The organism is Methanobrevibacter sp. (assembly GCF_045120835.1).
Lineage (GTDB): Archaea > Methanobacteriota > Methanobacteria > Methanobacteriales > Methanobacteriaceae > Methanocatella.
Genome location: NZ_JBGVFE010000009.1, coordinates 33,611 through 59,131, shown reverse-complemented (window position 1 = coordinate 59,131; position 25,521 = coordinate 33,611). Strand labels below are relative to the sequence as shown.

Sequence of the window (25,521 nt, the reverse complement as noted above, 5' to 3'; positions counted from 1 at the left end):
AAATCATCCCCTAGATTTGAGAATCATCCTGTGCTATGATAACATCATCACTGTTAACCAATTGAACATCCACATAGGAAATGTCGTTTTTATCAGACCCTACAGAACCGAAAAGCAATCCTGAACCTGAAATCTGGGCATCCTCAAATGGAGTTTCCTTCTCTTCAACTAGTTTTCCAGTTTTATCATAAAAATCAACAACGATTGATAGACCGCTATTCTTATCCGGAGTAGGAGAAATGCTTCCAACAACACTGTAAGAATAATTCCAGTCAAAATCCTGTTTACTTACATCTTCCTTATTAAAATCAGTAATCTGAATCTTGAAATCACCAACATTAACCGGTGCGGAAGATGTGCCTTCACCATTGAACATCATAAATCCTGCAACGGCAACAATTACTACCAAAGCAATTATTCCTATAGCCACGGATTTTTTATTGTCCTTTATGATGTTTGAAATTTTTCTATCTTCTTTTCTTTGTTTTTTTACAAGATTTTTAGCATTTCTTATCAGAACATCATTTTTTTCTTCAGGGTTTGGATAAGCATTGATTTTTGGCTTGGCATTTAAGAAAAACCCTAAATTATCACTCAATTCCGAATCATCAATATGATATACTAAAAATGACCTGTCTGCATCGAATGCTTCATTAACTTCATTATTTATGAACTTTGAATGTTTTGAATTTTTAGAATGAACCAAAAGCAGTAGTCTTGATTGTTTAATAGCTTTAATAATTGATCTAACCCTATTATCACTATCAACATCACGATTTTTCATCCAGCATTTCAAACCATTGCTCTCCAAAGTTTCACAAACATTCAATGCTGTATCTAAATCCTTTTCATCATAACTTAAGTACACATCATGAGCCATAAATAACCCACCAATTATTATTCAGAGACAATATTGTCACTGTCTTGAGTATATAATACTTTTTTGTCACTATTCTGTAATTTTACTGTAACATTAACAATGTCCTTTTGAGATACGTCAACAGAACCTAAAACATTGCCCTCTGCATCTCCTATTTTGGAATCGCAACTGTCTACAACCTTTCCGTCTTTGTCATAAAAGTCAATGTGAATTACATCCTTGGAAGAAGCATTAGACCCTTCAGCAATTGTTCCATATACGTAATAAGAATAACTGCCACCGTTGTCCTGCAATCCTACATAACCTATGTCTATTCCCGTCTGAGTTGCATTATCGGCATTCGAATCCGTGTTGTTCATTCCAGTATATGCAACAAAGCCCCCAACGACTACTAAAAGAACAACAACTGCAATGAGATACTTTCCGTATTTTTCAAAAAAGCTTTTTTGAACTCGTGGTACGTGATGAGGAGGATGGTAAGGTTCGAAAGGAACATCCTTTAGTTTTTTAACTGTTTCCACCACTTCATCATAGCAGCTTTCAAGAGTGATGTTTTTCTCCTCAAGAGCAGCAGGTGAAGCATCCAACCACTGTGTGCCTCTTAAAAAGAATTCAAGTTTTTTTGGAAAAGTATCATCAATTTTTAAGGGAACAATATGTTTATTGCTTTCAAATGCTGTTTCAATTTCTCGATATACATATTTTGAATCGTCAGAATCTTTGGAATATATTAAAACTATTACTTTAGCTTCATTTAATCCATCAATAATCTCCTGAGCAAAATTTGTAGCTGTTCTGATATTACTAGTGTCAAGCCAGCATTTAATGCCCTCATTGTCTAATTTTTCATGAACAGCATTAGCGTATTCAGCATTTTTAGATGAATAACTAATAAAAACCTCGTGTGCCATGACTTCATCATCTCAAATATTTTATAGATAAATATTTCATTTTTTTAATATATAATAATAGTGGATAACAATTCTAAACTAATTGAATAAAAAAAGAAAAAAGGAATAAATTCATGAAATCTATCCCTAAACTGTACGGAAATATTTTGTACCTTTTGTTGCACTCTTTTTGAGCTTGATTGAATTGGTTGCAGATCCCTTATATTTAATGCTTACCGGCATAAATTTAACCTTATGCTCTCCTGCACTAAACTTATTTGTGGAAAAACCGACCGCTCCATTGTATGTTGCCTGTTTACCTTTAATCTTTTTGGTCTTTAGAATGAAAGTCTTATATTTTTTACCGGTATAGATTAAAACCTTAATCTTAATTCCGTTGACTCCCTTGTTGGTCTTCTTGTTTAAAACTGTATATGAAAGCAAAGACCCCTCCTTATCATTAACTTTGGCCTGAAGTTTGAATTTTAAAGGAGTTGGTTTTATTACCTTAATGGAAGATTTTAGGGAAACGAAATTATAACCTGGATGTGAAGCGCTTATGACAACATTATGACTGCCTTTTGACAGGCCTTTTGTACTGTAGGTAGCTTCGCCTTTGGAATTGGTTTTAAGGTTTACAGTCTTATATTTTTTACCGGTATAAACCTTTAAGGAAACGTCCATATTTGCAATAGGATTATTGCTTTTTGAATCCACAAGTTTAATTGTCCAAACAGTACCGCTTTTAAGAGCAACAGTCAATTTTGAAGCCTTGATTACAGCTGTTGCCTTTTTAACAGTGACTGTTAAATTTTTACTTGTTGAATAATGGTCCTCATCCGGAGTTGTAATTACGGACAATATGTAATTTCCAACATTCAAATTGGAAACTGTCAGGACATTGTTGATTAAAGAAATTCTGGCTTCAGGATGATTTATGACTGAAACGTTTTTTAAAGAGATGGTTCCGCCGGTAACCTTTACATATATGGAACCTGATGAAGCATAATCAAAAATCAAACCTGTACTGATAAATTCAACGCTGGATTCGATTTTTTCAACAGTGAAATTATTATTGCCGCCTATTTCCAAATTGTTTCCATAGATTGCTTCACTTTTACTTTCATCATACCTGAGAACAAAGTCATTGGCCAATACATATGCCTTTGAGGTGCTGTAAATATGATTTCCCAATGAAGCGTAGTTCCTATTGAAATATGAGTTTTTAACTTCATTGCTTTTGCCCAAACTTATGGCACCACCATATGATTCAATTGCCCTGTTTTCATTAAAGGAGCAGTTGTTAATGTTTAAGGCATCGCCATTACTGTAGATTGCTCCTCCACTTGCAACGGAAGTGTTTTTTGGAGAATTAGAAATATAATTGCCATCAAATTTGGAGTTGGAAATTATATTGTCCTTTGCGACAACAGCAATTGCTCCTCCATATCCTTCACGAACATAATTTCCATTAAATGTACAGCCATCAACGCTTAATGATTCGCAGTCACTGAAGATCGCTCCCCCATAGCCAATGGAAGTATTGTCCAGGGAATTGTAAACATAATTGCCCTTAAATGAGCAGTTGGAAATGTTATTCTGCTTTCCGGAGATGAAGATTGCTCCACCCTTTTTATAAGCATTGTTGTTGTTAAAGGTGGAATTGATGACATTACAGTTATCAGCTTCAATAGCTAAAGCACCTCCAAATCCCTCACCCTGAACATTATTGTCGGTGAATACACAGTTACTTATGATTCCTCCATTGCCCTTCCAAAGAACGGCGGCTCCCAAATCAGAATTGGAGTTGCCTGTGAATATCAAGTTATCCAAAACTACATTGGATGCTGAAGATTCGATGTTGAAGAACCTGAATTTGGTGGCAACCAATGCATGCTTCAGGTTAGCTCCATCGCCGGTCCCGACAATACTGATTGTTTTATTGATGTTGATTGTCTTTGTGAAGCTGAAAGTTCCTGTAAGTTCAACTGTATCTCCTTCACTAGCCGAATCGATTGCATTTTGAATGTCATCAAATGTATTGTTATTTGAATCGATCTTATGGGTGGCGGTTAAGAGTGTTTCATCATCCGCCACACCTACAATTTCATCGGCGCTTTGATGTGAACTCTGCAGGCCAGTTGCATTATCTGCTGCACTTACCTGTGAAATAGCAAAAATACTGATTAAAATAAGAAAAATCAGCAATATCTTCTTACTCATTTAATTCACCACATGATTAAATTTGACGGAAATATTTCGGGCGTTTTGTAGCACTTTTTGTAATTTTAATTGTAGTGGTAACTGAACCCTTATATTTAATGTTATCCGGCATGATTTTTACTGTATGCTTTCCTGCTGAGAAGTCATTTGTAGCAAATCCGATTACTCCCATGTAAACTCTCTTTTTATCCTTGACTTTTTTAGTCTTGAGAGTGTAGGTCTTAAATGTCTTGCCTGTGTAGATTAAAACCTTAATCTTCATTCCGTTGATTCCCTTTTTGGTCTTCTTGTTCATTACCATGTATGTACGTAAAGACCCATCCTTGCCGTCAGTCTTCTTATAGAGCTTGAATGTAATAGGGGTTTGTTTAACCACAGTAATTGAAGATGAAATAGGATTGAATGAATAACCTTCATGAGTTCCGCTTACAACAACATTGTGAGTGCCTTTTGCTAGACTTTTTGTACTGTAGGAAGCCATACCGTTTGCATTGGTGGTAAGATATACTGTTGCATATTTACTTCCGGTGTATACTTTTAAAGTGAGTTTCATATTGGCCACTGGCTTGCCGTCTCTTGAATCAACAATTTTTATTGACCATGAAGAACCGCTCTTTAAAGCAACTGTAACTTTAGCCGCAGTGACTACAGCAGTTGCCTTATTGACTGTGATGCTTAAATCTCCACTGACTGAAGTGTGATTTTCATCAGGAGTTGTGACCGCACGCAAGGTATAGGACCCGACACCCAAATTAGAAACTGTCAATATATTGTTTACAAAATTGATTTTCGCTTCCGGATGATTCAAAACTGTAATGTTTACAAGATCTATACTTCCACCGGTAACCTTTACGTAAATGGAACCTGAAGCCCCATACAGGAAAACCATACCTGTATTGAATTCAACGCTTGAATTCATTTTGGTTTTGATGAATGTATTGGCAGCTACAACTGAATCGAATACATCAGGATTTACACGAATGGCATCATGCTGGGTTTCGTTGTAATCAAGAACAAAAGTGTTTGAGGTTATGTTCTTACCGTAAGAAATATCATTTCCATATAACGCATAATTTTCATTGAAATAGGAATTTTTAAGGGCGTCATTTGTGGATAGACTAACGGCTCCGCCCAAAGCTCTAGGAGCCCCGTTTCCAGTAAAATTACAGTTATCAATTAGCAGTCCATTACATGCGCTTAGAATTGCTCCTCCACCGTGAGTATTGTTTGCATCTAAAGCGCCTGCCACATAGTTCTCTGTGAAGTTACAGCCGACGATCCTGTTGCCCTCATTAAGTACGGAGATTGCACCTCCCCAATCGGTACCGTGATTTTTAGTGAAGTTACAGTTAACAACAGCATAATCAGTTCCCCACAATACAACGGCACCACCATGGCCTTTATTACCTGTGACGTAGTTTTCTCTAAATTCACAGTTGCTTATGATACCTCCTGTACCGTTGCATAGAATTGCACCTCCGTACAAACCTGCATGGTTTCCGGTGAAGATACAATCGGAAATTCTGAAATTATCCCCCATCAAAAGTAGGGCTCCTCCAGAAGCAAGATCACCTGTTGCAAAACAGTCCTTAAATTCACAGTTTGTTATGGAACCGTTATCACCCTGCCAGGTAATAGCGCCTCCCCAATAACAGTTTCCTCCAATGAATGTTATGCCTGTCAAGTTTACATTGGCAGCGTTATTAATATGGAAGAATGGAGTTACAAGTGGATTAGAGCTGTTATACTTAATAGTTGCGCCATCAGTTCCAACAATGTTGACCGATTTGTTCACATTAATCAGATAGTCTCCAACATACTCGCCCTTAAGGTAGATTGTACCGCCCTCTTCGGCAGCATCAATATCCTCCTGAATTTTTCTAAATTCAAGGTTTACATCGCCAAGCTTATCATCATCACAAACCTGACAATTGTCCAAATCATCATCTTGCCCAATAATCTGAATATCTGTTGAGTTATCGCTTGCAGCAAAATCCGAATCGTCTGCTGCACTGACATGTGATACTGCACAGATACCAACAAGAATTATCAAGAGCAATATTATTTTTTTGTTCATAGCTATTCACCTTTAAATATATCATATATTTGTTTAAACCATTATTTAAGTTAATTAAATTAGATTGTTTACTTTATTCACCCATTAGTGAAAAAACAATAGGAATAATATTAAACCTCACGGAAATATTTCGGACCTGAAGTGGCCTTTTTCTTAATTTGAATACTGGTAGTCAAAGTTCCTTTGTATTTGATGCTTGCAGGTATGAATTTAACGGTGTGCTTACCTGCCGAGAACTTATTGGTTGAAAAACCGATAGCTCCATTATAGGTTCCTTTTTTACCTTTAACCTTTTTAGTTTTTAAAGTGTAAGTCTTGTACTTTTTACCTGTAAATATTAAAACCTTGAATTTAACGCCATTAACGCCCGCATTGGTCTTTTTATTTGAAACCGTATAAGACAGCAATGATCCCTCATTATCATTCACCCTAGATTTTAAAGTGAACTTCAAAGGAGTCTGTTTTATTACTTTAATTGAAGACATGTATTTGTTGAAATTATATCCGATATGATCAGCAGTTACAACAATATTATGTGTACCTTTAGACAAGGATTTTGTCTGATATCTGGCTTCTCCTTTAGAATTGGTTGTTAAGCTAACAGTTTTAAATTTTTTACCTGTGTAAACTTTCAAGGTAACCTTCATATTACTAATCGGCTTGCGGTATTTTGAATCAACAAACTTCATAGTCCAAAGTTCACCACTCTTAAGTGCAACAGTTAATTTGGATGCTATAATGACGGCAGTGGCTTTTCTAACTGAAATACCAACAGTGCCATCACCTGTTTTATGATCACTATCAGGGATTGATTCAACACGTAATGTATAACTACCCGGATTTAAATTAGATACTGTAATCATATCCTTAACAAAACTTATTTTAGCTTCTGGATGGCCAATTACCTGAATGGTTTTACCATTGACACTACCACCATCAACAGTAACATGAATAGTGGCTGAACCACCATATTCGAATGCAACACCTGTGGAGAATGTTACTTTGGATTTAACCATATTGACATTAATGTTTAAAGTGGCATTGACGGGATTATGATAATCATCCGGAATTGTTTCAACAAGCAATGTGTAATTTCCAACTGACAAACCAAATACGGTAATTTCATTATTGGTTACACTGATTTTAGCTTCACTATGGCCAATGACACTGACATTGCCTATAATTCCCCCATCAATTGTGAAGTTTGTAGAACCGTATTCTCCAAAATCAAAAGTAATGTTATTTGTGAAGTTTATTGAACAGTTCAGTTCATTTGTAATGATTATATTATTAATGTATTCATCTTCAAATTCTTTGAAAAATTTGTCAACAACTACAGATACGGAGTATGTTCCTTTAGGGAAAGGAATATCATAACTAGCAATACCCTCATCATTAGTGACAATTTGCGCTTTTTCACCATTGTTGAATGCTAAATTAATGATAACATTCCTGAATATGTCCAGATTATATGAATTATATAATTTAAACATTAATGTTTTATTACCGTTTAATAATTGATATGAAATTGAACCAAATATCTTATTAATCTCAATGTCTGTTATTGATATGTTGTTGACATCCACGTATTCTTGATTAATGCTTGCCATAACATCATATGTTCCCGGATTGAACGGTATTCTATAGCTGACCAATCCATCAACATCTGTTGTTAAATTAACAATTTCCCCATTTGAAAATTTAACTTCAATTGGAGCTCCTGAAATTGGTTTTTTATTTTTATAATTTGTTAATGTGAATATTAAAAGAGTATCATTGAAATATTTACCGTCAATTTCACAGGTTAAAATTCCCCTATAATCAATAATATAAACGCTCACATTAGTGAAACTTGGATGATTGTTGTCATCACCTTCAAAAGCTACATTCAAATCAAATTTACCTTTACCTGTCAAATAATTCAATACATTAAACTCAACAACACCATATTGATTTGTGGTTCTTCGATAATCAACTCCATCTAAAGTAAATATGACCGTTTTATTGACTAACGGACCTCTCATATTATTTAAACTGCCTGTCAAAATTCCATACTCATTTTTATATAAAACTAATTCAGGAACATTCAAGCTGGAATCATGCTTCTTAATTATAATTGTTACATTAACTGAAGATGGATTGATATAATTGTCCCCATCAAAACTAACCGTTGCATTATATAATCCCATTTTATGTAAATAATTTTCAATATTAAAGTAAGCAATACCATTCAGATCAGTAGTTGTATTATAACTAACACCATTGATTTTTATAAATATCCTCTTATTAGTTAAAGCACCTCTTAAATCAGATAAATTAACCATCATCCTACCAGTTTCACCATTGAAATAAGTTAGATTGTTTGCCAGCAGATTAGAAACATAAGTATAATCCACATTATTGGGATATCTATCAAAAATACAATCCTCAACAACATAAACCTCCTGTGTCAGATTATAGGCTAAAAAGATATTATCTTCACCAGAAGTGCAACCTAAAAAAGTACAATGAATTATATTCGCACTTTTATTCCAATAAATTGCTCCACCTTTACTGTGAGCATGGCAACTTATAAAATCACAATAGGTTATATTACCATTATTTTCAAGATATATTGCACCACCAGTTAAATTAGCTTGATTATTATTAAAAGTGCTGTTGAATGCATTTCCATCATATATGGCACCACCATAAGTGGCAGAGTTATTTATAAAAGAGGAATCATTAATTTGAGAACAATATTTTTCATAAAAACCAGTCAGATACCCAGTAGAAATAAATTCCTCATAAAATCCATATATAGCACCACCATAACTGGCAGAATTATTAACAAAACTACATCCGACAATGCTATATGCCCTTGAAACGGCTCCACCATAAATCGCTGAATTATTAATAAAAGTACAATTCAATATTGAGGAATGAATGTATTCTGAGTAAATTCCTCCAGTTTTATAATTTCCAAATATGGCACCGCCTTCATCTGCACTATTATTGATGAAAGTACAATTTACAATACTCTGCGCACCATATATTGCACCGCCTTCATCTGCACTATTATTGATGAAAGTACAATTCGCAACATATTTTGCTTCTGAAATAGCCCCAGCAGTATTATTTATAAATGTACAATTCACAACAGAACCCCCATTTAGGGCGCGATGATAATTGCCAATGAATTTACAATTCATAACTGTTAAATATGAATATGTAGACAATCCAATTGAATTATTAATAAAACTGCAATTATTAGCATTAACATTTTCAACAGCACAATCGGAGGTATTAATAAATGTACAATTAATTGCAATGCATTCATCATTAAAAGAGGCAGCTCTTATTCCAATTGTATTATTAATGAAGATACAATCTATAACAGACCCGGGATTTTCAGCAAATTTCATTGCACATTCCGCATTATTGATAAAAATACAATTTTTAGCACTTGAATCACGTAAAGCGCCGGCGGAGTGGGCATCATTATTTTTGAAAACGCAATTTGTAGCTGAACCCTTATTTATTGCACCCCCAAATACTGCATGATTATTAATGAAAGTACAATTTTTAGCTTCAGAAATCAAAGACATTGCTCCACCATATGAACTAGCAGAATTATTTATAAAAGTACAATTTGTAGCACTTCCCCTATTCATAGCACCTCCACCCCAATCAGAATATTGGCTAGAAGATGTAACAGTATTATTACTAAATAAACAATCAACTGCATGAACCGTTTGAGTAGCGCCACCCATTTCATTAGCAGAATTATTTATAAAAATACATCCAGTTGCACTACCATAATACATAGCACCACCTTGCCCTTTAGCAGTATTATTTATAAAAATAGAATCAGTTGCACTACCATAATACATAGCACCACCATATGAACCAGCAGAATTATTTATAAAAGTACAATTCACAACACTACATCTGCCATTTATAGCTCCGCCAGAGGAATCGCATTTTCCATTAATAAAAGTGATGTTTTTGAATATGACTCCACCAGATGATACATCGAATAATCTTATATTTTTATTTCCATCGACAGTTGCATCATTTATGCCGAAAAAAGTTAATTGCTTAGAAACGGTGATTGTATTTTCAAGTACATACTTTCCATCTAAAATTATTGTGTCTCCATCATCTGCATCATCAATTGAACTTTGAATATCCGCACTTGTCGGCGGAGTATAATTAGTGCTAATTCTATCTAAATTTTCACTTGCACATAATCCATTGTCCTCATCAGCATTTAAAATGTATTCACTTAACTTATCATTATATGATACATCACTTTCATTTAAATCACTTGCACTTACACAAGCAATAACTGACATTCCAATTATACACATCAATAAAATGAAAATTACGTGTTTCTTTTTCATTATAACTAAAACCTCCAAAATTGTATAAAATACATTACATCATCATGGATGTACAACTATAATATAGTCTATGAAATTTAGAGATATATATTAGTTTTGAAAAAGTTTCAAGCAAATAAAAAGCTTTCATTAACAAAAAAAGAAGAATAAAAATTTTTTCGTTAAACTTTTGTTTCACAATCCGAACTTAAAAAAATATTAAAATAAGGACGTTAAATCCTTATTTTTTTACTTTTATAGATTTTTTGACGGTATCTTTCAAGTAGGTTGCCTGGTATTTTACTTTTTTACCCACTTTGAGTTTCTTCAAGTCTTTGGATTTGATGGTTGCTTTTGCCACTCCTTTTTTGTTGGTTTTAGCAGCATACTTTTTACCGTTGAACTTGAAGGTTATTTTTTTGCCTTTAAGATATTTTCCGTTGACTTTCTTGAGTGTTGCCTGAAGCACAAGCTTTTTGGCTGACTTTTTAACCTTAGCCTTCTTGAGTGAAAGAATATGATTTACATTTAAATTCTTGGTAACGCTTACACCCAAAGCTTTGGAAGTAATCTTGTAGGATCCAGGAGCGTTTGTTATAACAACACTAGCAATACCTTTGGAATCAGTGTTTACAGTCTTGAAAACCTTATTGTTTATTGAGAATGTCACGGCAACTCCACTAGCTACTGCTCCATCAGCATTGTAGACAGTTACTGAATATTTGCCGTTGGCATACAATACATTCGCATCACCTGCATTGATTCTTGCAGTGTTATGTTTAACATTTAAAGGCAGTGAATTGGAGGATGATCCATATTTTTTGTCCCCTGAATAAATCCATGAAAGCACAAAGTCCCCTTCCTTAAATTGGGAAATGTCCAATGTTGCAATACCGTTGACCACTTCCACAACAGCGACCTCAACGCCGTCAATGAAGAACTGAACAGTACCTTCAGCATCCCAGGCGATGTTTCCTGTCTCATTATCACGGACATAAATGGTAACGACCTCCCTATTTGACTGACCTTCTGAGGTAGTTTCCTTAGGCAGGATATGCAACGGATAGTCAATCTTGGTTCTTCCATCTTCCTCATAGAAGATAAATCCGTCAAAGGACTTACCGAAGTAATAGAAGTTTACGGTGTGGTTTCCGTGAGAATATCCTTCTGTTGAGAATGTGTAATTCACAATACCCTCTTCAATTCTTAAAACCTTAGGATCCAAACCGTCCATTGCAATTACAACATCTCCAGTTGCGTTATCCAGGTCCATGAATATGGTTCCGTTGTCCCCCATCACAACATCCTGGGAGATATAAACCTTAGGCATTACTCTGAAAGTAGCTGAAAATGATTTGACTTCATAGTCATCACCATCATAGTAAGCCCTAATCTCATATATGCCGACACCGACATTGCTCAAATCAATGACCGCTTTGCCGTCAACGACTGGAATGCAAGCCAATACTGACTTTCTGTTGTCATTATAAACAGTCAGATTGCCTGTTGCATTAGACGGAAGCATCAAACTGACATATCTCTCATAATCTGACACTTCACCAACAACGGCATAGTGAGTAACATTCAAGATTTTGCTGTAAGTATCGCGAGGATAGCTATTGTCTCCAGAATATGTAAAGATCATTATATGTTCGCCCATAGTCAAATCGGTGACTGTAAATGTCGCCTTACCATCCTTAACTGCAGACTCATAAATTTTTCCATTATCATTTTCATCAGCGCCAATCAGGCCGCTGCCCATACTGCCTGCACCATCGACAGAAAGGCGAACAGTACCTGTGGCATCATCCGGCAGAGTAACGATAATGGCATAAGATCCTTTTAACGGATATCCTTCAACAGTTATATCGTCCTTAAAGATATAGGTCGCATATAATGTTCCTTTCCTTACAAGCCTGTCATGGGTTGCATCTCCTGAGTAAGTAACAACATAGGAATGATTTCCGTATCTGTTTGCACCGGTAATGTAATCAGTCAATTTGAACTCTGCACAACCGTTAGCCAAATCAACAGTACCAACCAATTTACCGTCGATTTCAACTGAAACGCTTCCTGTTGCACCTTCACCCAAGTTCATTCTGATTGTATCATCATCATCTAAAACCAAAGGATCAGGAACTGTTAACCAGTGACCGTCATCACCAACAAATACGTACAGATAGTTGTTATAGAATGATGTGGTGTCATTATTCTCATATAAAACCCATAATGTGTGATTTCCATATGGCAATAAACCTAAATCAATAGCATTTCTGCCTTTAACCAAATCACGATAATTATTTACACCATCAATCTGAATCAGCACTTCCCCATCCTGAGGAACAGTTATTGTCAAAATAACATGCTGATTTTCCTTGACATTATCGTTAAGTGTGACTTCGACATCATCAGTTTGAGCTAAAACCTCAAAGGCAACTGTTGATGAATTTAAAAGTGATCCGAATTCATTGTTTATGACCCTAATTTCTGCAGTGTGATTTCCGACAGCCCATCCGGCTGAAGAAACAAAGACAATCAGACCATCATCAAAGCTGGTTTTATGAGCATACAATTCACCGTCAATGTATAAGTCAACATAAGCGTTTGTTGGCTCAAAGACTTTAACGCTGGCGAAAGGCACTTCAAAATTGTATCTTAATGTTTCATTGATGGTAATTAAAATATTTCTTGAAAATGCAACGTTTAAAGTGTTGTTGGTTATATCCAGGATGTCTTCGCCGTTGGCCGTGAATTTAACGTCGACATCATAGTCCCCATCATCCTCATAGAATCCCAAATCGGAGAGAGACAATTTGAATCCGTCGGCATAGTTTGCCTTAATGTCTGCAACATTGAATCGGTAAACAGCCTGACTTCCAAAGTCACTGGTTACATTCATGTTTGGAAGGTTGGTTGAATGATTTCCCTTGAATTTAAGGGTAACGATTATCTGGCCTGTAGTCAGCAAATCAGGAATGTTAAGATTAATGAAGTCTCCGTAATAGTCGTTAACGTCATCACTTACATCAGGTGTGAAATCAGTGGAATTAACATCTTTCCACAATACATCAATGGTGGTGTTACCACTTCTTTCGCTACCAACATAAATTACGGAAATCTTATCTCCAAAGTCCTTGTTTGTAAAGTCAGAGTATTTAAGGTAATATCTGCCTTCATCATCCTTGGATAAACTTTTAATGTTTGACTTGAATATTTCCTCACCGGCAGAATTTAAAACTGCAATATTTCCGGTTACATCATCAATTACACCGTAATATGTATCCAAGTACAATAGGACAGGATCCATACCGAAACCTGTCAGAACCTCCGAAGTCGCATTTTCGACTTTAACGTTTGATGTTAATGTGACGTCTTGGTCTAATAATAATGTAGTTTCATTATCCAAATGATTATCACCGCCTCTAGCATGATGATATACTTTAACGTTGTAGATACCGTTTTCTGTAATATTCAAGTCTTCCAGTGAAATGTATAGTTCAGGTGTTCCTTCATTGGTACTGGTTAAGCGGAAGAGTTCAAGTTCTGTTTCACCATTCCATCTGTTGATTCTTCCTAAATCTTCAACCTTAACATCATTTATATAGACTTCAAAGTATCCTCCACCCAAATCAATATTTATGCTTTGTCTGTTTGCATCAACAGCAATGATACTTATTGCAATTCCTTCACCCTGACATATTACATTTTTCTCAATAGTTACATTGAACAATAAGGATATGTCATAAGGAGTGTTAATTTTATATAGGCTATCACCAATTCTTACGGCTTTACGGGAAATGCTGTTATTGGCGTAATTGAATGAAAATGTCATATTAACATTTTCAGGGAATTTTCCGTAAATTGATTCATCTGCATTTATAACATATTCCCAAGACTGATGGTCTTCAACAAACTCTAAACTGAATCTGGAATCTGAATTGTCAAATGATGTGAGGGATTTGCTAAACAACACTTCACCAGTATCATCACGAATGATAACTATTTCTCCTTCTTTTATGTCCCTGTATTCTGGAATTTCAAGCACGATAAATGAACCGTCTGAAATTGAACCTGCAACTCCATAACTCGGATTTGCTAGCTTTTCATAATGGATATCGAAATTGATATCAGTATACAACTCAAAGAATTGTACATTATCCTCATCAACAATACGGTAGATTAATGTAGCTGATTGAATCACCTTACCCTCAGAGACTACTGTGAAATTAATCAAGTCCTTATCCTTAAGGCCTTCGAGGTTAAAACCTTCGAAAGGAAGATAGTATCTGGTTCCGCCAGCAGCATAAACATCTTTCTGTTCCAGTTCTGATAATTTTCTGGATAGAATAATCTTATCTCCACTGAAAATAACTATCTCACCATCAGTTACGTTATATTCCTCTCCAATGGTTACTTCTGCAAATATTTCCCCAATTTTAGTGTCATTGAATGTTACAGGAATGTTTTCATCATCATCCTCTTCACCATGCATCAAGATGTTGAAATCAAGGAGCATATCATTTTCATCGAACAAGTATAATTCAAGCGTATTCTTTTTAAGGAAACATGTATAAGTATTTTTACTGTTGTCGGCTTTTTTTATTGTGAAAATAACTTTGGCCTTATCCGGAATGCCTGCAAAGTCATTTACAACACCCCGATTGATTACATAGATATAATTATAATTGTACCATATGTATTCTGAATCCCCATTGAAGTTTATGAAATATTCAAGATCTCCACTGGTGATTGTAACATTGACATTGTCACCGAAGTTATCATATGGTAGAAATACATAAGCTATCTCATTTTTAGAATCAAAGAAGTCATCATGGGAATCATGATAGTTGATGCTGATTCCAGGATAAGTTTTAACATTCTCCGGAGATTCTTCAATGTTTACATTTTCCCCATTACAGGTAACACCATTACATTCCAGGTAAAAATTGCTATTTAAAACATCTTCAATCAGTTCATTTAAATCAACATTCTCCCGATAGTCGATTTCGAAATTGCAAATTGAATTTTCCTCATCCCCGATGCGATATAAATCGACTATAAAAATCTTTTCGCCTTCCTCATCAGTGCTTTCACGGAATTTAGCAGTATACATGCTTTTCAAATCAACACTGTCAACTAAATCATTTATATTAATCCATTTATTATAGTAGGTACTGTTTATTTTGAGTTCAAACTCATCAACACAAGACCAATCATCTGCCTCATGAATTAAAGAAACAACGATAGCGACATCTGAATTCTCAGGAGCAAACAAGTATAAATTATAAGATCCCTCATCGTCCTCAGGATTAGGCTGTCTTTTTACCCTGGCAGTATCGTTTAAAAATTCAACAACATTTAAAGTTTCATCACATAGTATTTCTTCGCTGCCGTCATTTCCAATGAATTTGACGGTGACATTAGATTGACCCGGTGCAGTGATGTTTAAGCTTTCCAGATTCCATTGATACTCCCTATCTGGTTTAACTTTAAAGGAATACAGCTTGACATCGTTTACAATGACTTCAAGTCTTCCGAAATTGCCCCTAGGAATATCAATTCTAATTACACTAGCATCACAATCAAGATAAAGAGGATACTCATCATTCCATACGTCAGGATTAATCTTTTCGACTGAATAGCTCATTGAGAAATGATCAACTTCATCATCACTATCATCCCTAACAAGTATGTCAAAGCCATACTCATTGCCGTCATGCATGAATCCCAAATCTTTTAATAAAAATTCAATCCAGTTATCCTTATCCTCAGCTTGTATTGTATAGTCTTCATCATGTACACTTACAGGGTCTTCATCTTCTTCGCGTCTTTCAACACTGATATAAATAGTTCCGTTTGCATAATCAGGACAATAGATTTTAATAACCTCTGAATCCTTATCCAGTAATGCTCTGAATGCATCATAGTTAAATGTGGTTACATTTAAAAACCCTTCATCAATGTCTTCTTCTTCGTTTATTCCATCATCTTCCCAAACGCGTTTAACGTTGATTTCATATTCACCGGCCTCGGTGATTCCCAAATCACTTAATGACCAGTCATTATAATCATTACCATCAATATCCCAAGTTATCCTTTCTTCGCCATTAACAAGGATTAGAATAGTTCCCCATCTTTCATCATCAGGGATTTCAATTGATATGACCTCATCAGTGCAATCATCATAAAGCACTCCTTCATCCCAGAAATTAACTCTGATTTTTTCCTCAATACAATCAATGTAAAAGTTAATCTGTGCTACCTCTTCATCACCATCAAAGATTCTGACATCATAATCTCCATTTTCATAGATGTTCAAATCCTCCAAGTTCCAGCTCATCAGGGAATCGGTAATCTCCAATTCGGATTCCTCATCATTTACACTTAATGTAAAGGTTTCACCAATTTTATCATCTGGAGATAGGAGGTATAAAACCGGGCCATCCAACTCCCAATCTGAAATACCCAAATCATCAGAAATTAATATGAATGAATCTGTATCATTATAAACATTTAAATTAAATGAAAATTCATCTTCACATTCATCGTTGCTTGCTTTAACAGTGATGGTGTATTCCCCAACTTCTGTAATGTTTAAATCGGATAATGTCCATCTTAACGGGTTTTCTTCTCCATTACTATATGAAGTGCCATTTAAAATAACTTCAACATTGACATCTTCACTCCAAACCCTTATAACATCAAATGGGTATGCAATGTGAATATTGCCCTGATATATATTATATGCAAATTCGGTTAATACTAAAGTGCATTCATCACATAAACCAAATTCTACCTCATCACCGACATATTTCAAGGTTATGAGATATTCTCCAACATCATTAAGTATATCATGCTCCCTTAGCTCATCTAATGACCAATAGACATCATGGTCCTCATTTGCATTTTCTTCAATGGATTTCACTTCACTGAAAATAATTTCGCCATCTCTGACGATAGTTAGGTTTATGCCCCCTTCCTGAACATTGTAATCTACATGAACATTAACTATACATGGGTCTTCCTCAGAATTAACCTGTTCGAAGCTGGACACCCAAGGATTGAAGCTTTCCGATGAAATAATGCAGTTAACATCAAGCCATATGAATGCAAATTCATTATCATCCGCATCACATAATCTGATGCCATGACCACCATTGGAATCTATTCCAAGCTCGGCCAAATTCCAACTCATCCAATTGGAAACGACATCAAAATCATCAAAATACTCATCATCAACATACATGCTAATCTTTTCACCAATCCTGTCTCCAGGTGAAAAGAGATAAATCAATGGAGTTTCCAAATCATTGACCTGATTATCAAATGAAGAATAAGCACAAAACTCATCCAAATCATCAACAACATTCAGATTAAAAGTCAAATTATCAACAACATCCCCATCATCATAAGAAATGAAAGTAATATTATAATCACCAGTGCCGGAAATGCCTAAATCAGACAAAGTCCAATAAATCCCATCCTCATTAAGCATCTCACAAGGAGTTGAATCGTCATTAACATAAACCTCAACATCAGCATCCTCACTGAAAACCCTTAAAACTTCAAAAGGATACTCAAAATAGATTCTACCATCCATAGCCCTGAAATTAACCTGTGTCAAAGTAAAATTACAAGAATCCAATTCCAAATCATCATTATAATATACATTAAAAGCATAAACTCCAGGCTCATCAACAATATCCAATTCACCTAACTGCCAATAAACCTGATTATCCTCCATATCATTCTCAATATCTTTGGAATAACATTGAGAATCGCCATTAGATTTGGTGACATTCAAAACCAAAGTTCCGACACTGACCTCATTCGGCCAAACCTGAACTACAGTAAAATCATTATCCGCCATATAGGAATAAGAATGGAAAAAACAATTAAAGGCATATTTATCTATAACTTTCTCATCAAGTCTAATTACATTTCCATCAAAATCAACATCGTATGTTTTTGTGACAAAATCAGTATCCTGATATTCTAAAACAAATCTTAAAGTGTTTGCAGATGAGACTTCATCATAAAAAGTATTTCCATTTTGAATATGTTCAGAAATATAATTATTTACATCCTCAAAAGAAACTCCGAAGCAGAATTTACCCTCTTTTTCATAGTACTTATCACTAGAGGACAAATAATCTCTATACACTTCTTTTGAATTTTCACCGTCATCACAGCAAATTACAAAGTTTCCAACCCGTTCCGTTACAGAAATAGTAGTAAAATTAGCACTAGGGTTGGCAGTATCAATATCTTCCACTGCAATGCTGACATCATCTTTGTTCATGTCGCTTAATTCATCATTATGAGATATATCCAATATATCTCCATCATCACACGCTGACAGCTCATCGGAAGTAATATTATCCGATGCACCAACAGCGCCTATTGTTAAAACTGCCAGTAAGATAATGCTTACTAGCAAAATCTTTTTAAACTTCATATTTCAACAACCCAAAAATATAAATTTTTCAATACACTATTATTTCTTTAAAATAAATTATATATAATTTAATATAAAGTTAGAACTTTCATCAGCATTTTTGGGAAATTGAAAAAAAATAAGATAAAATAAGGAGAGTTAATTCCTTATTTTTTGACTTTAATGGTTTTTTTGACAGTGTCTTTTAAGTAGGTCGCTTGGATTTGTATTTTTTTACCTACTTTAAGCTTTTTCAAGTCTTTGGACTTAACAGTTGCTTTTGCAATTCCTTTTTTATTGGTTTTAGCAACATATTTTTTGCCATTGAACTTGAAAGTAATTTTTTTGCCTTTAAGATATTTTCCGTTGACCTTCATAAGCTTTGCCTGAAGCACTAGCTTTTTGGCAGACTTTTTAACCTTGGCATTCTTAAGGGAAATAATGTGATTGACATTTAAATTTTTAGTGACACTTATTCCTAAAGCATTTGCGGCAATCCTGTAAGATCCAGGAGAGCTTGTAATCACAACTCTTGCAACACCGTTTGAATCAGTATTTGCAGTCTGATAAAATTTATTGTCAATTGAGAATGTCACTCTAACTCCTCCGGCCACTGTGCCATCAGCATTATAGACTACAACGGAATAAACATTTCCCGCAGAGTACAGGACACTGGTATCCTTGGCAATAATTTTTGCGACTTCATGGTTTACATTTAAAGGCAGCGAATTGGAAGATGATCCATACTTGTTGTCCCCTGAATAAATCCATGAAAGCACGAATTCCCCTTCCTTGAAACCTGAAATGTCCAAGGTAGCGATACCGTTGACCACTTCCACAACAGCGACTTCAACACCGTCAATGAAGAACTGGACGGTACCTTCAGCATCCCATGCGATATTTCCTGTCTCATTATCACGGACATAAATGGTTACAACCTCCCTGTTTGACTGACCTTCAGAAGTGGTGTCCTTAGGCAGAATATGTAAAGGATAATCAATTTGAGTCCTTCCATCCTCTTCAAAGAATATGTATCCATCAAATGACTTACCGAAATAGATGAAATTGACGGTATGGTTTCCATAGGAATATCCTTCTGTTGAGAAAGTGTAATTCACTATACCATTTTCAATTCTTAAAACCTTAGGGTCCAAACCGTCCATCGCAATAAGAATATCTCCAGTTGCATTATCCAAATCCATGAATATATTGCCGTTATCGCCCATTACTATGTCCTGAGTGATATTAACCTTAGGCATTACTCTGAAAGTGGCTGAAAATGATTTGACATCATAGTCATCGCCATCATAGTAAGCCCTAATCTCATATATTCCCACAGGAACACTGCTCAAATCAATGGCAGCCTTACCATCAACAATTGGAACAGAAGCCAATACTGACATCCTATTGTCATTATAAACAGTCAGATTGCCTGTTGCATTAGAAGGAAGCATCAAACTAACATATCGTTTATCACCGGATACTTCACCAACAACAGCAAAGTAATTAACATTTAAAACTGTAGCATAGTCATCACGAGGATAGTTACTGTCACCTGAGTAAATGAAAACGAGCAAATGTTCTCCCATTGTCAAATCGGTGATTGTGAATACCGCCTTACCGTCTTTAACTGTAGATTCAAAATCTTGTCCGTTTCCACCATCGACAAGCAGATGAACAGTACCTGTTGCATCATCAGGCAATGTAACGGTAACAACATAAGAGTCCTTCAAAGGATATCCCTCAGCAATAATGTCATCCTTAAAGATGTAAGTCGCATAGAATGTTCCGTTCCTAGATAGCCTGTCATGATTTGCATCACCGGAGTAGATGACATTGTAGGAATGCATTCCATATTTGCTTGCGCCTGTAATGTAGTCAGTCAATTTAAACACAGCACAACCGTTAACCAAATCAACGGAACCTACAGGTTTACCGTCAATTTCAACTGAAACACTGCCTGTTGCACCCTCACCCAGATTCATCTTGATTGTATCGTCATCACCTAAAACCAATGGATCAGGAACATCCAACCAGTGCCCATCGTCACCGACAAAGACTGAAACGTAATTGTTATAAAATGAAATGCCTCCGTCATCAAGCTGCACTTCGTATAAAACCCACATTGTGTGGTTTCCATAGGACAATTTTCCCAAATCAATAATGTTTAAACCGACATGCAATTCATAACGGACATCATCAATAGTTACATTACCCTCTTTTGGAACGGTAATATTAACGCTAACATGCTCATTTTCTTTAACATTATCTCCAACAGCCACATCAACATCCCTTGTTTGTGTCAACACTTCAAATGTCACTGCTGATGAATTCAATAATCTTTCAAATTCGGATTGAACTACCCTGATCTCAGCAGTATGCATGCCGGGAGCCCATGATTTTGATGAAATGAATTTAATTAAACCCTCTTCAAATGAGGTCATATGAGCAAATAGATTGCCGTCAACGTATAAGTCAACATAAGCGTTTGTTGGTTCAAATACACGCACTCTTGCAAATTCCTGTTCAAAGGCATATCTGGTTGTTTCATCAATAGTGATTAAAATATCATCTGAAAATGCAACTTTGAGTGTATTGTTGGTTATGTCCAATATGTCCACACCATCGGCGGTAAATTTAACATCCACTTCATAATCACCGTCATCCTCATAGAATCCCAAATCAGACAGAGATAACTTGAATCCGCCAGCGTAGTTTGCTTTAATGTCTGCAACTCCAAACCTGTAAATTGCCTGACTTCCAAAGTCACTGGTTACATTCATGTTTGGAAGGTTTGTTGAGTGATTTCCCTTAAATTTCAAGGTAACGATTATCTGACCTTCGCTCAGCAAATCAGGAATGTTCAAATTGATGAAGTCACCGTAATAGTCGTTTACATCATCATTTACAGCGGGAGCAAAATCAGTGGAATCAACATCTTTCCACAACACATCAACTGTTGTGTTTGCGCTTCTCTCATTACCTTCATACATTACAGTGATTTTATCTCCGAAATTCTTATCCTTAAAATCAGAGTATTTCAAATAGTATCTGCCATTTTCAGAGGACAAACTCCTAATGTCTCCCTCAAATATTGCCTCACCTGCAGAATTTAAGACTGTGACATTGCCTGTCACATCATCAATTTCGCCATAATAGGTATCCAAGTACAATAAGATAGGATCTATACCGAAACCTGTCAGCACATCTGATGTCGCATTTTCAACCTTAACGTTAGAAGTCAATGTGATATTCTTATTGAACACTTCAGTTTCAGAATTTGGAGCCGCAGTGCCGTCGTCATAATCCTCGGAGTGATGCGCAATCCTAATGTTATAAATTCCGTTTTCAGTTACATTTAAATCAGACAGGTAAATGTATAATTTAGTTGAACCCACGCTTCCACCATGTAAACGGAAGAGTTCAAGTTCTGTTTCATTTTCAACACGAATCAATCTTCCCAAATCTTCAACTTTTACATCATTAACATAAACGACAAAGTAACCTGAACCCAAGCCAATAACGATACTCTGTCTGTTAGCACGGTCTGTAGCTTCAATGACGATTACGTTGTCCGTATCATTAATCAGCACATTATCGGAAATGGTAATCTTGAAATAATTTTCCACATCCCGTGGAGTATTGATTCTGAATAATTTATCCCCTATTCTTATACCTTTAGCGAACATTATAGTATTGTTACCATAGCTAAATGAAACCGTAAAAGACACATTCTGTTTGAAGCAGCTGTAATCGAATTCAGTGACATTATCTGAAATCCAATAGCTGTATGACTGGTAACCATCATAGGACTTGTATTCATCTTCGAATTCGGATAATGATTTTGAAAATATCACTTCTCCATTTTCATCAGTGATTATAATTGTTCCTTCATTGATGTTTAAATATTCAGGGATGGTCAACTCGATTATGGCATCAGGGTCACCATCCACTCCGTACTCAAGATCACCTATTTGACCATAATAAAATATTAAATCGATTGAATCCTGGTAATAGTCAAATTCCCAACCTTCATCTGTCAAATGCATGACAAATCTGTTTGAACCCAATATTTCATCATTAGATGTCACTGAAACATTTACCACATCCTTGTCTTTAAGGTTTGCCAGATTCAAATCGCCCAACAGGACATAATAATCTTTACCTAAACATTGATAATTGTACTCATAAACCAGATCGGATAACTGCTTAGTCAAATACTGATTTCCATAAGTAATATGAACATTTCCTGTTTCTGTTATGTTTAAAGAGTCCGGCACTGTGATTCTGACGAACTTAATTTCCTCTTGTGGGACATCCTCTTTTTCATAATCCCCTGGAACAAAACCTCCACCAGTTAATTCAAAACCAACCAGTTCGATTTTGATCAAATCTATACGAAGATCCCAGTAATCATAGAATTTACTATAGTTTTCAGTTTTTTCAATAGTATATGTTTGATAAGGAATCCAGCTGGACCGATTAAACGAATCATCAGCATCAAAGAATATGAACACTTTATCCTTATCGTTGAGAGTTCGTAGCAAGTCAAGGTCATCGATTGTGATTGGATATAGGTAATTGCCGTTACACCATTCATCATACTCGCCAAGCTCAGATACCTTTTTAAAGAACGTATAATTTCCGCTTGTAACATTAATCGTATAATTATTATCAATATTGCTTACATATACCCAGATTGCCACATCTCCAGGATAGATTTCATTGTCACTAATCTCATACCAGTTTTCACCGTCATTCCCCCAAGGGTACTCCACGAGAATGTCTGTATCATTTACCTTAACTTCAACATTACCGCCCAGCATCCCACTTAAACAAGTCCATCTATTCCAATGAGTTTCATTAAGTTCCAATATGACTGTATCAACATAGTCAAAGTCATCATTATCCTCATTCCAATTTTTAAAGGTCAATGTGATTGTTCCTATTTTATCTGCAGGAGAGAAGAAATAAAGTGATTTGCGTTCTTCAACATCCACAACCTTAGCCCTGAATGTATCATTTTCAAATTCCCTGACATTAAAATAATATTCCCTATTGATTGTTCTGCCATTATCGCTTTGGAATTTAAATGTAACATTATAGTAACCCTCTTCTGTAATGCCCAATGATTTTAAATCCCATTCATATACCTTGTCAGAATAGATATTTGTCCGAAATTTTTCAGCATTATCAACAAAGAGGCTTAATTTTCCGGACATATCCTCAGGACAATAGATATGAACTATATATCCAGGATTATCCAGATAAAAAATTTCATCCTCATCCCCTACTTCAAAATATATTAAGTCATTGCACCCGACATTAAAATAAGTTCTTGCTACTTCTTCATCATAATAGAGAATTTTAATTTCAAAACCGTCATCCTCTTCGATTCCAAGATCCTCTAAAGTCCAATTCATTAAAGGAGAAGTTATATTCAATTCAGATTCAACATCGTTGATTATGAATGTAACGTTCTCGCCTATTTTGTCGTTTGGAGATATAAGATATAGAATAGGTCCATCACAATCCCACATCCTTACACCAAGATTATTGGAAATGAGCCTGAAATAGTCAGCATCATCATCAACATTTAAAACAAATCTGAACTCTTCTTCAAAATTATCCCGATTCGCTTTAATAACGATTTCATAATCCCCAACACCATCAATGTTTAAATCAGATAATGTCCACCTAAATGGGTTTTCGCCACCATTATCACATAAAACATTATCTACTCGAACTTCAACATCAATATCCTCACTCCAAACCCTTATAACATCAAAAGGATAATCTTTGAAGATACTGTCATCATCATAAACTTCATAATCAAATTGGGTTAATTGAAAATCGTGGTTTTCAGCTAAAAACAATTGATTTTCCCCATGTACATAGGATAGGTTGAATCTGTAAAAACCCAAATCGCTTAATTCCAAATCATTCAAAGTCCAGGAAATTTCATCACCATCAACATCTTTAGAATAATCGCTGTATCCCCCATCAGGATTTTCTATTGTGAAGTTAATATATCCTGAATCCACATCATTAAAATTAACCCAGCATATTTCATCATCGCTTTTTGTAATGGATTCATGAGAACTTAACCAATAATCAAAATTGTCCTCATTAATTTCGCCTTCACCCAAAACATCACTTTGGATGGAACTATCCTCCAAAGAAACATCTTCTGATAGCGTTTCATTAAAATCAACATCTTCATTTGCACTAACAGAACATATTGTTAAAATAGCCAGCAGAATGCATGCCGCCAGCATTATCTTTTTAAGCTTCATAATTAACAACTCATTAAAAAATGTTTTAATTGTTAATTATTTTTAAAAACTGAAGTATTTATAAATTAATATAAATGAAATACTTTGGTTGAAAATTAATGGCTTTCTAAAAATTCATTTTGACTTTTCATTGAAGTGCATACATTAGTCTAGTTTTACTAGTAAATTCTAAAATATTTAAGATTATTTTTCTTTGAAATGAGAACAATTTTTCTAACAGAAAGCAATATTGCCAACTCAAAACAATTTTACATACATATTACAATGAATAAACATCATATACATCCCTAATGAGAATAAATAGATTTATATGCAATTAAAAATATAATTAACCATTAGAGCTATGTCAAGTAG

Annotated in this window: 7 protein-coding genes; all 7 read right to left on the bottom strand. The window is 35.1% G+C overall.

The genetic code is table 11. The features are described from left to right. Positions 1–10 precede the first annotated feature (10 nt). The 7 genes from ACJMLO_RS00760 to ACJMLO_RS00730 all read right to left on the bottom strand — a co-directional run bounded on the left by ACJMLO_RS00760 (position 11) and on the right by ACJMLO_RS00730 (position 25,167). A complete protein-coding gene (locus ACJMLO_RS00760; protein WP_405292955.1) occupies positions 11–880 on the bottom strand; it encodes a toll/interleukin-1 receptor domain-containing protein in 870 nt (289 codons plus the stop codon). 17 nt (positions 881–897) lie between these two features. Next, entirely contained in the window at positions 898–1,791 is an 894-nt protein-coding gene (locus ACJMLO_RS00755; protein ID WP_405292953.1) for a toll/interleukin-1 receptor domain-containing protein, read from the bottom strand. 126 nt (positions 1,792–1,917) lie between these two features. Then, positions 1,918–3,993 carry a hypothetical protein gene (locus ACJMLO_RS00750; RefSeq protein ID WP_405292951.1) on the bottom strand — a complete coding sequence of 692 codons (2,076 nt, stop codon included), beginning with the start codon at positions 3,991–3,993 and terminating at the stop codon, positions 1,918–1,920. A 16-nt stretch (positions 3,994–4,009) separates the two neighbouring features. Then, positions 4,010–6,070, bottom strand: coding sequence for a right-handed parallel beta-helix repeat-containing protein (locus tag ACJMLO_RS00745; RefSeq protein WP_405292949.1), 2,061 nt, complete (start codon positions 6,068–6,070; stop codon positions 4,010–4,012). A gap of 110 nt (positions 6,071–6,180) precedes the next feature. Then, the gene (locus ACJMLO_RS00740) at positions 6,181–10,455 is read right to left on the bottom strand and encodes a hypothetical protein (RefSeq protein WP_405292947.1); all 4,275 of its coding nucleotides are present in this window, start codon (positions 10,453–10,455) and stop codon (positions 6,181–6,183) included. 220 nt (positions 10,456–10,675) lie between these two features. Beyond that, positions 10,676–18,892, bottom strand: coding sequence for a hypothetical protein (locus ACJMLO_RS00735; protein WP_405292945.1), 8,217 nt, complete (start codon positions 18,890–18,892; stop codon positions 10,676–10,678). A gap of 146 nt (positions 18,893–19,038) precedes the next feature. Beyond that, positions 19,039–25,167, bottom strand: coding sequence for an Ig-like domain repeat protein (locus ACJMLO_RS00730; protein WP_405292943.1), 6,129 nt, complete (start codon positions 25,165–25,167; stop codon positions 19,039–19,041). Between the last annotated feature and the right edge of the window lie 354 nt (positions 25,168–25,521).

Excerpts from the sequence above, each read along its gene's own strand:
- ACJMLO_RS00730 (WP_405292943.1), bottom strand. The coding sequence starts at position 25,167 with ATGAAGCTTAAAAAGATAATGCTGGCGGCATGCATTCTGCTGGCTATT.
- ACJMLO_RS00750 (WP_405292951.1), bottom strand. The coding sequence starts at position 3,993 with ATGAGTAAGAAGATATTGCTGATTTTTCTTATTTTAATCAGTATTTTT.
- ACJMLO_RS00760 (WP_405292955.1), bottom strand. The coding sequence starts at position 880 with ATGGCTCATGATGTGTACTTAAGTTATGATGAAAAGGATTTAGATACA.
- ACJMLO_RS00735 (WP_405292945.1), bottom strand. The coding sequence starts at position 18,892 with ATGAAGTTTAAAAAGATTTTGCTAGTAAGCATTATCTTACTGGCAGTT.
- ACJMLO_RS00740 (WP_405292947.1), bottom strand. The coding sequence starts at position 10,455 with ATGAAAAAGAAACACGTAATTTTCATTTTATTGATGTGTATAATTGGA.
- ACJMLO_RS00755 (WP_405292953.1), bottom strand. The coding sequence starts at position 1,791 with ATGGCACACGAGGTTTTTATTAGTTATTCATCTAAAAATGCTGAATAC.
- ACJMLO_RS00745 (WP_405292949.1), bottom strand. The coding sequence starts at position 6,070 with ATGAACAAAAAAATAATATTGCTCTTGATAATTCTTGTTGGTATCTGT.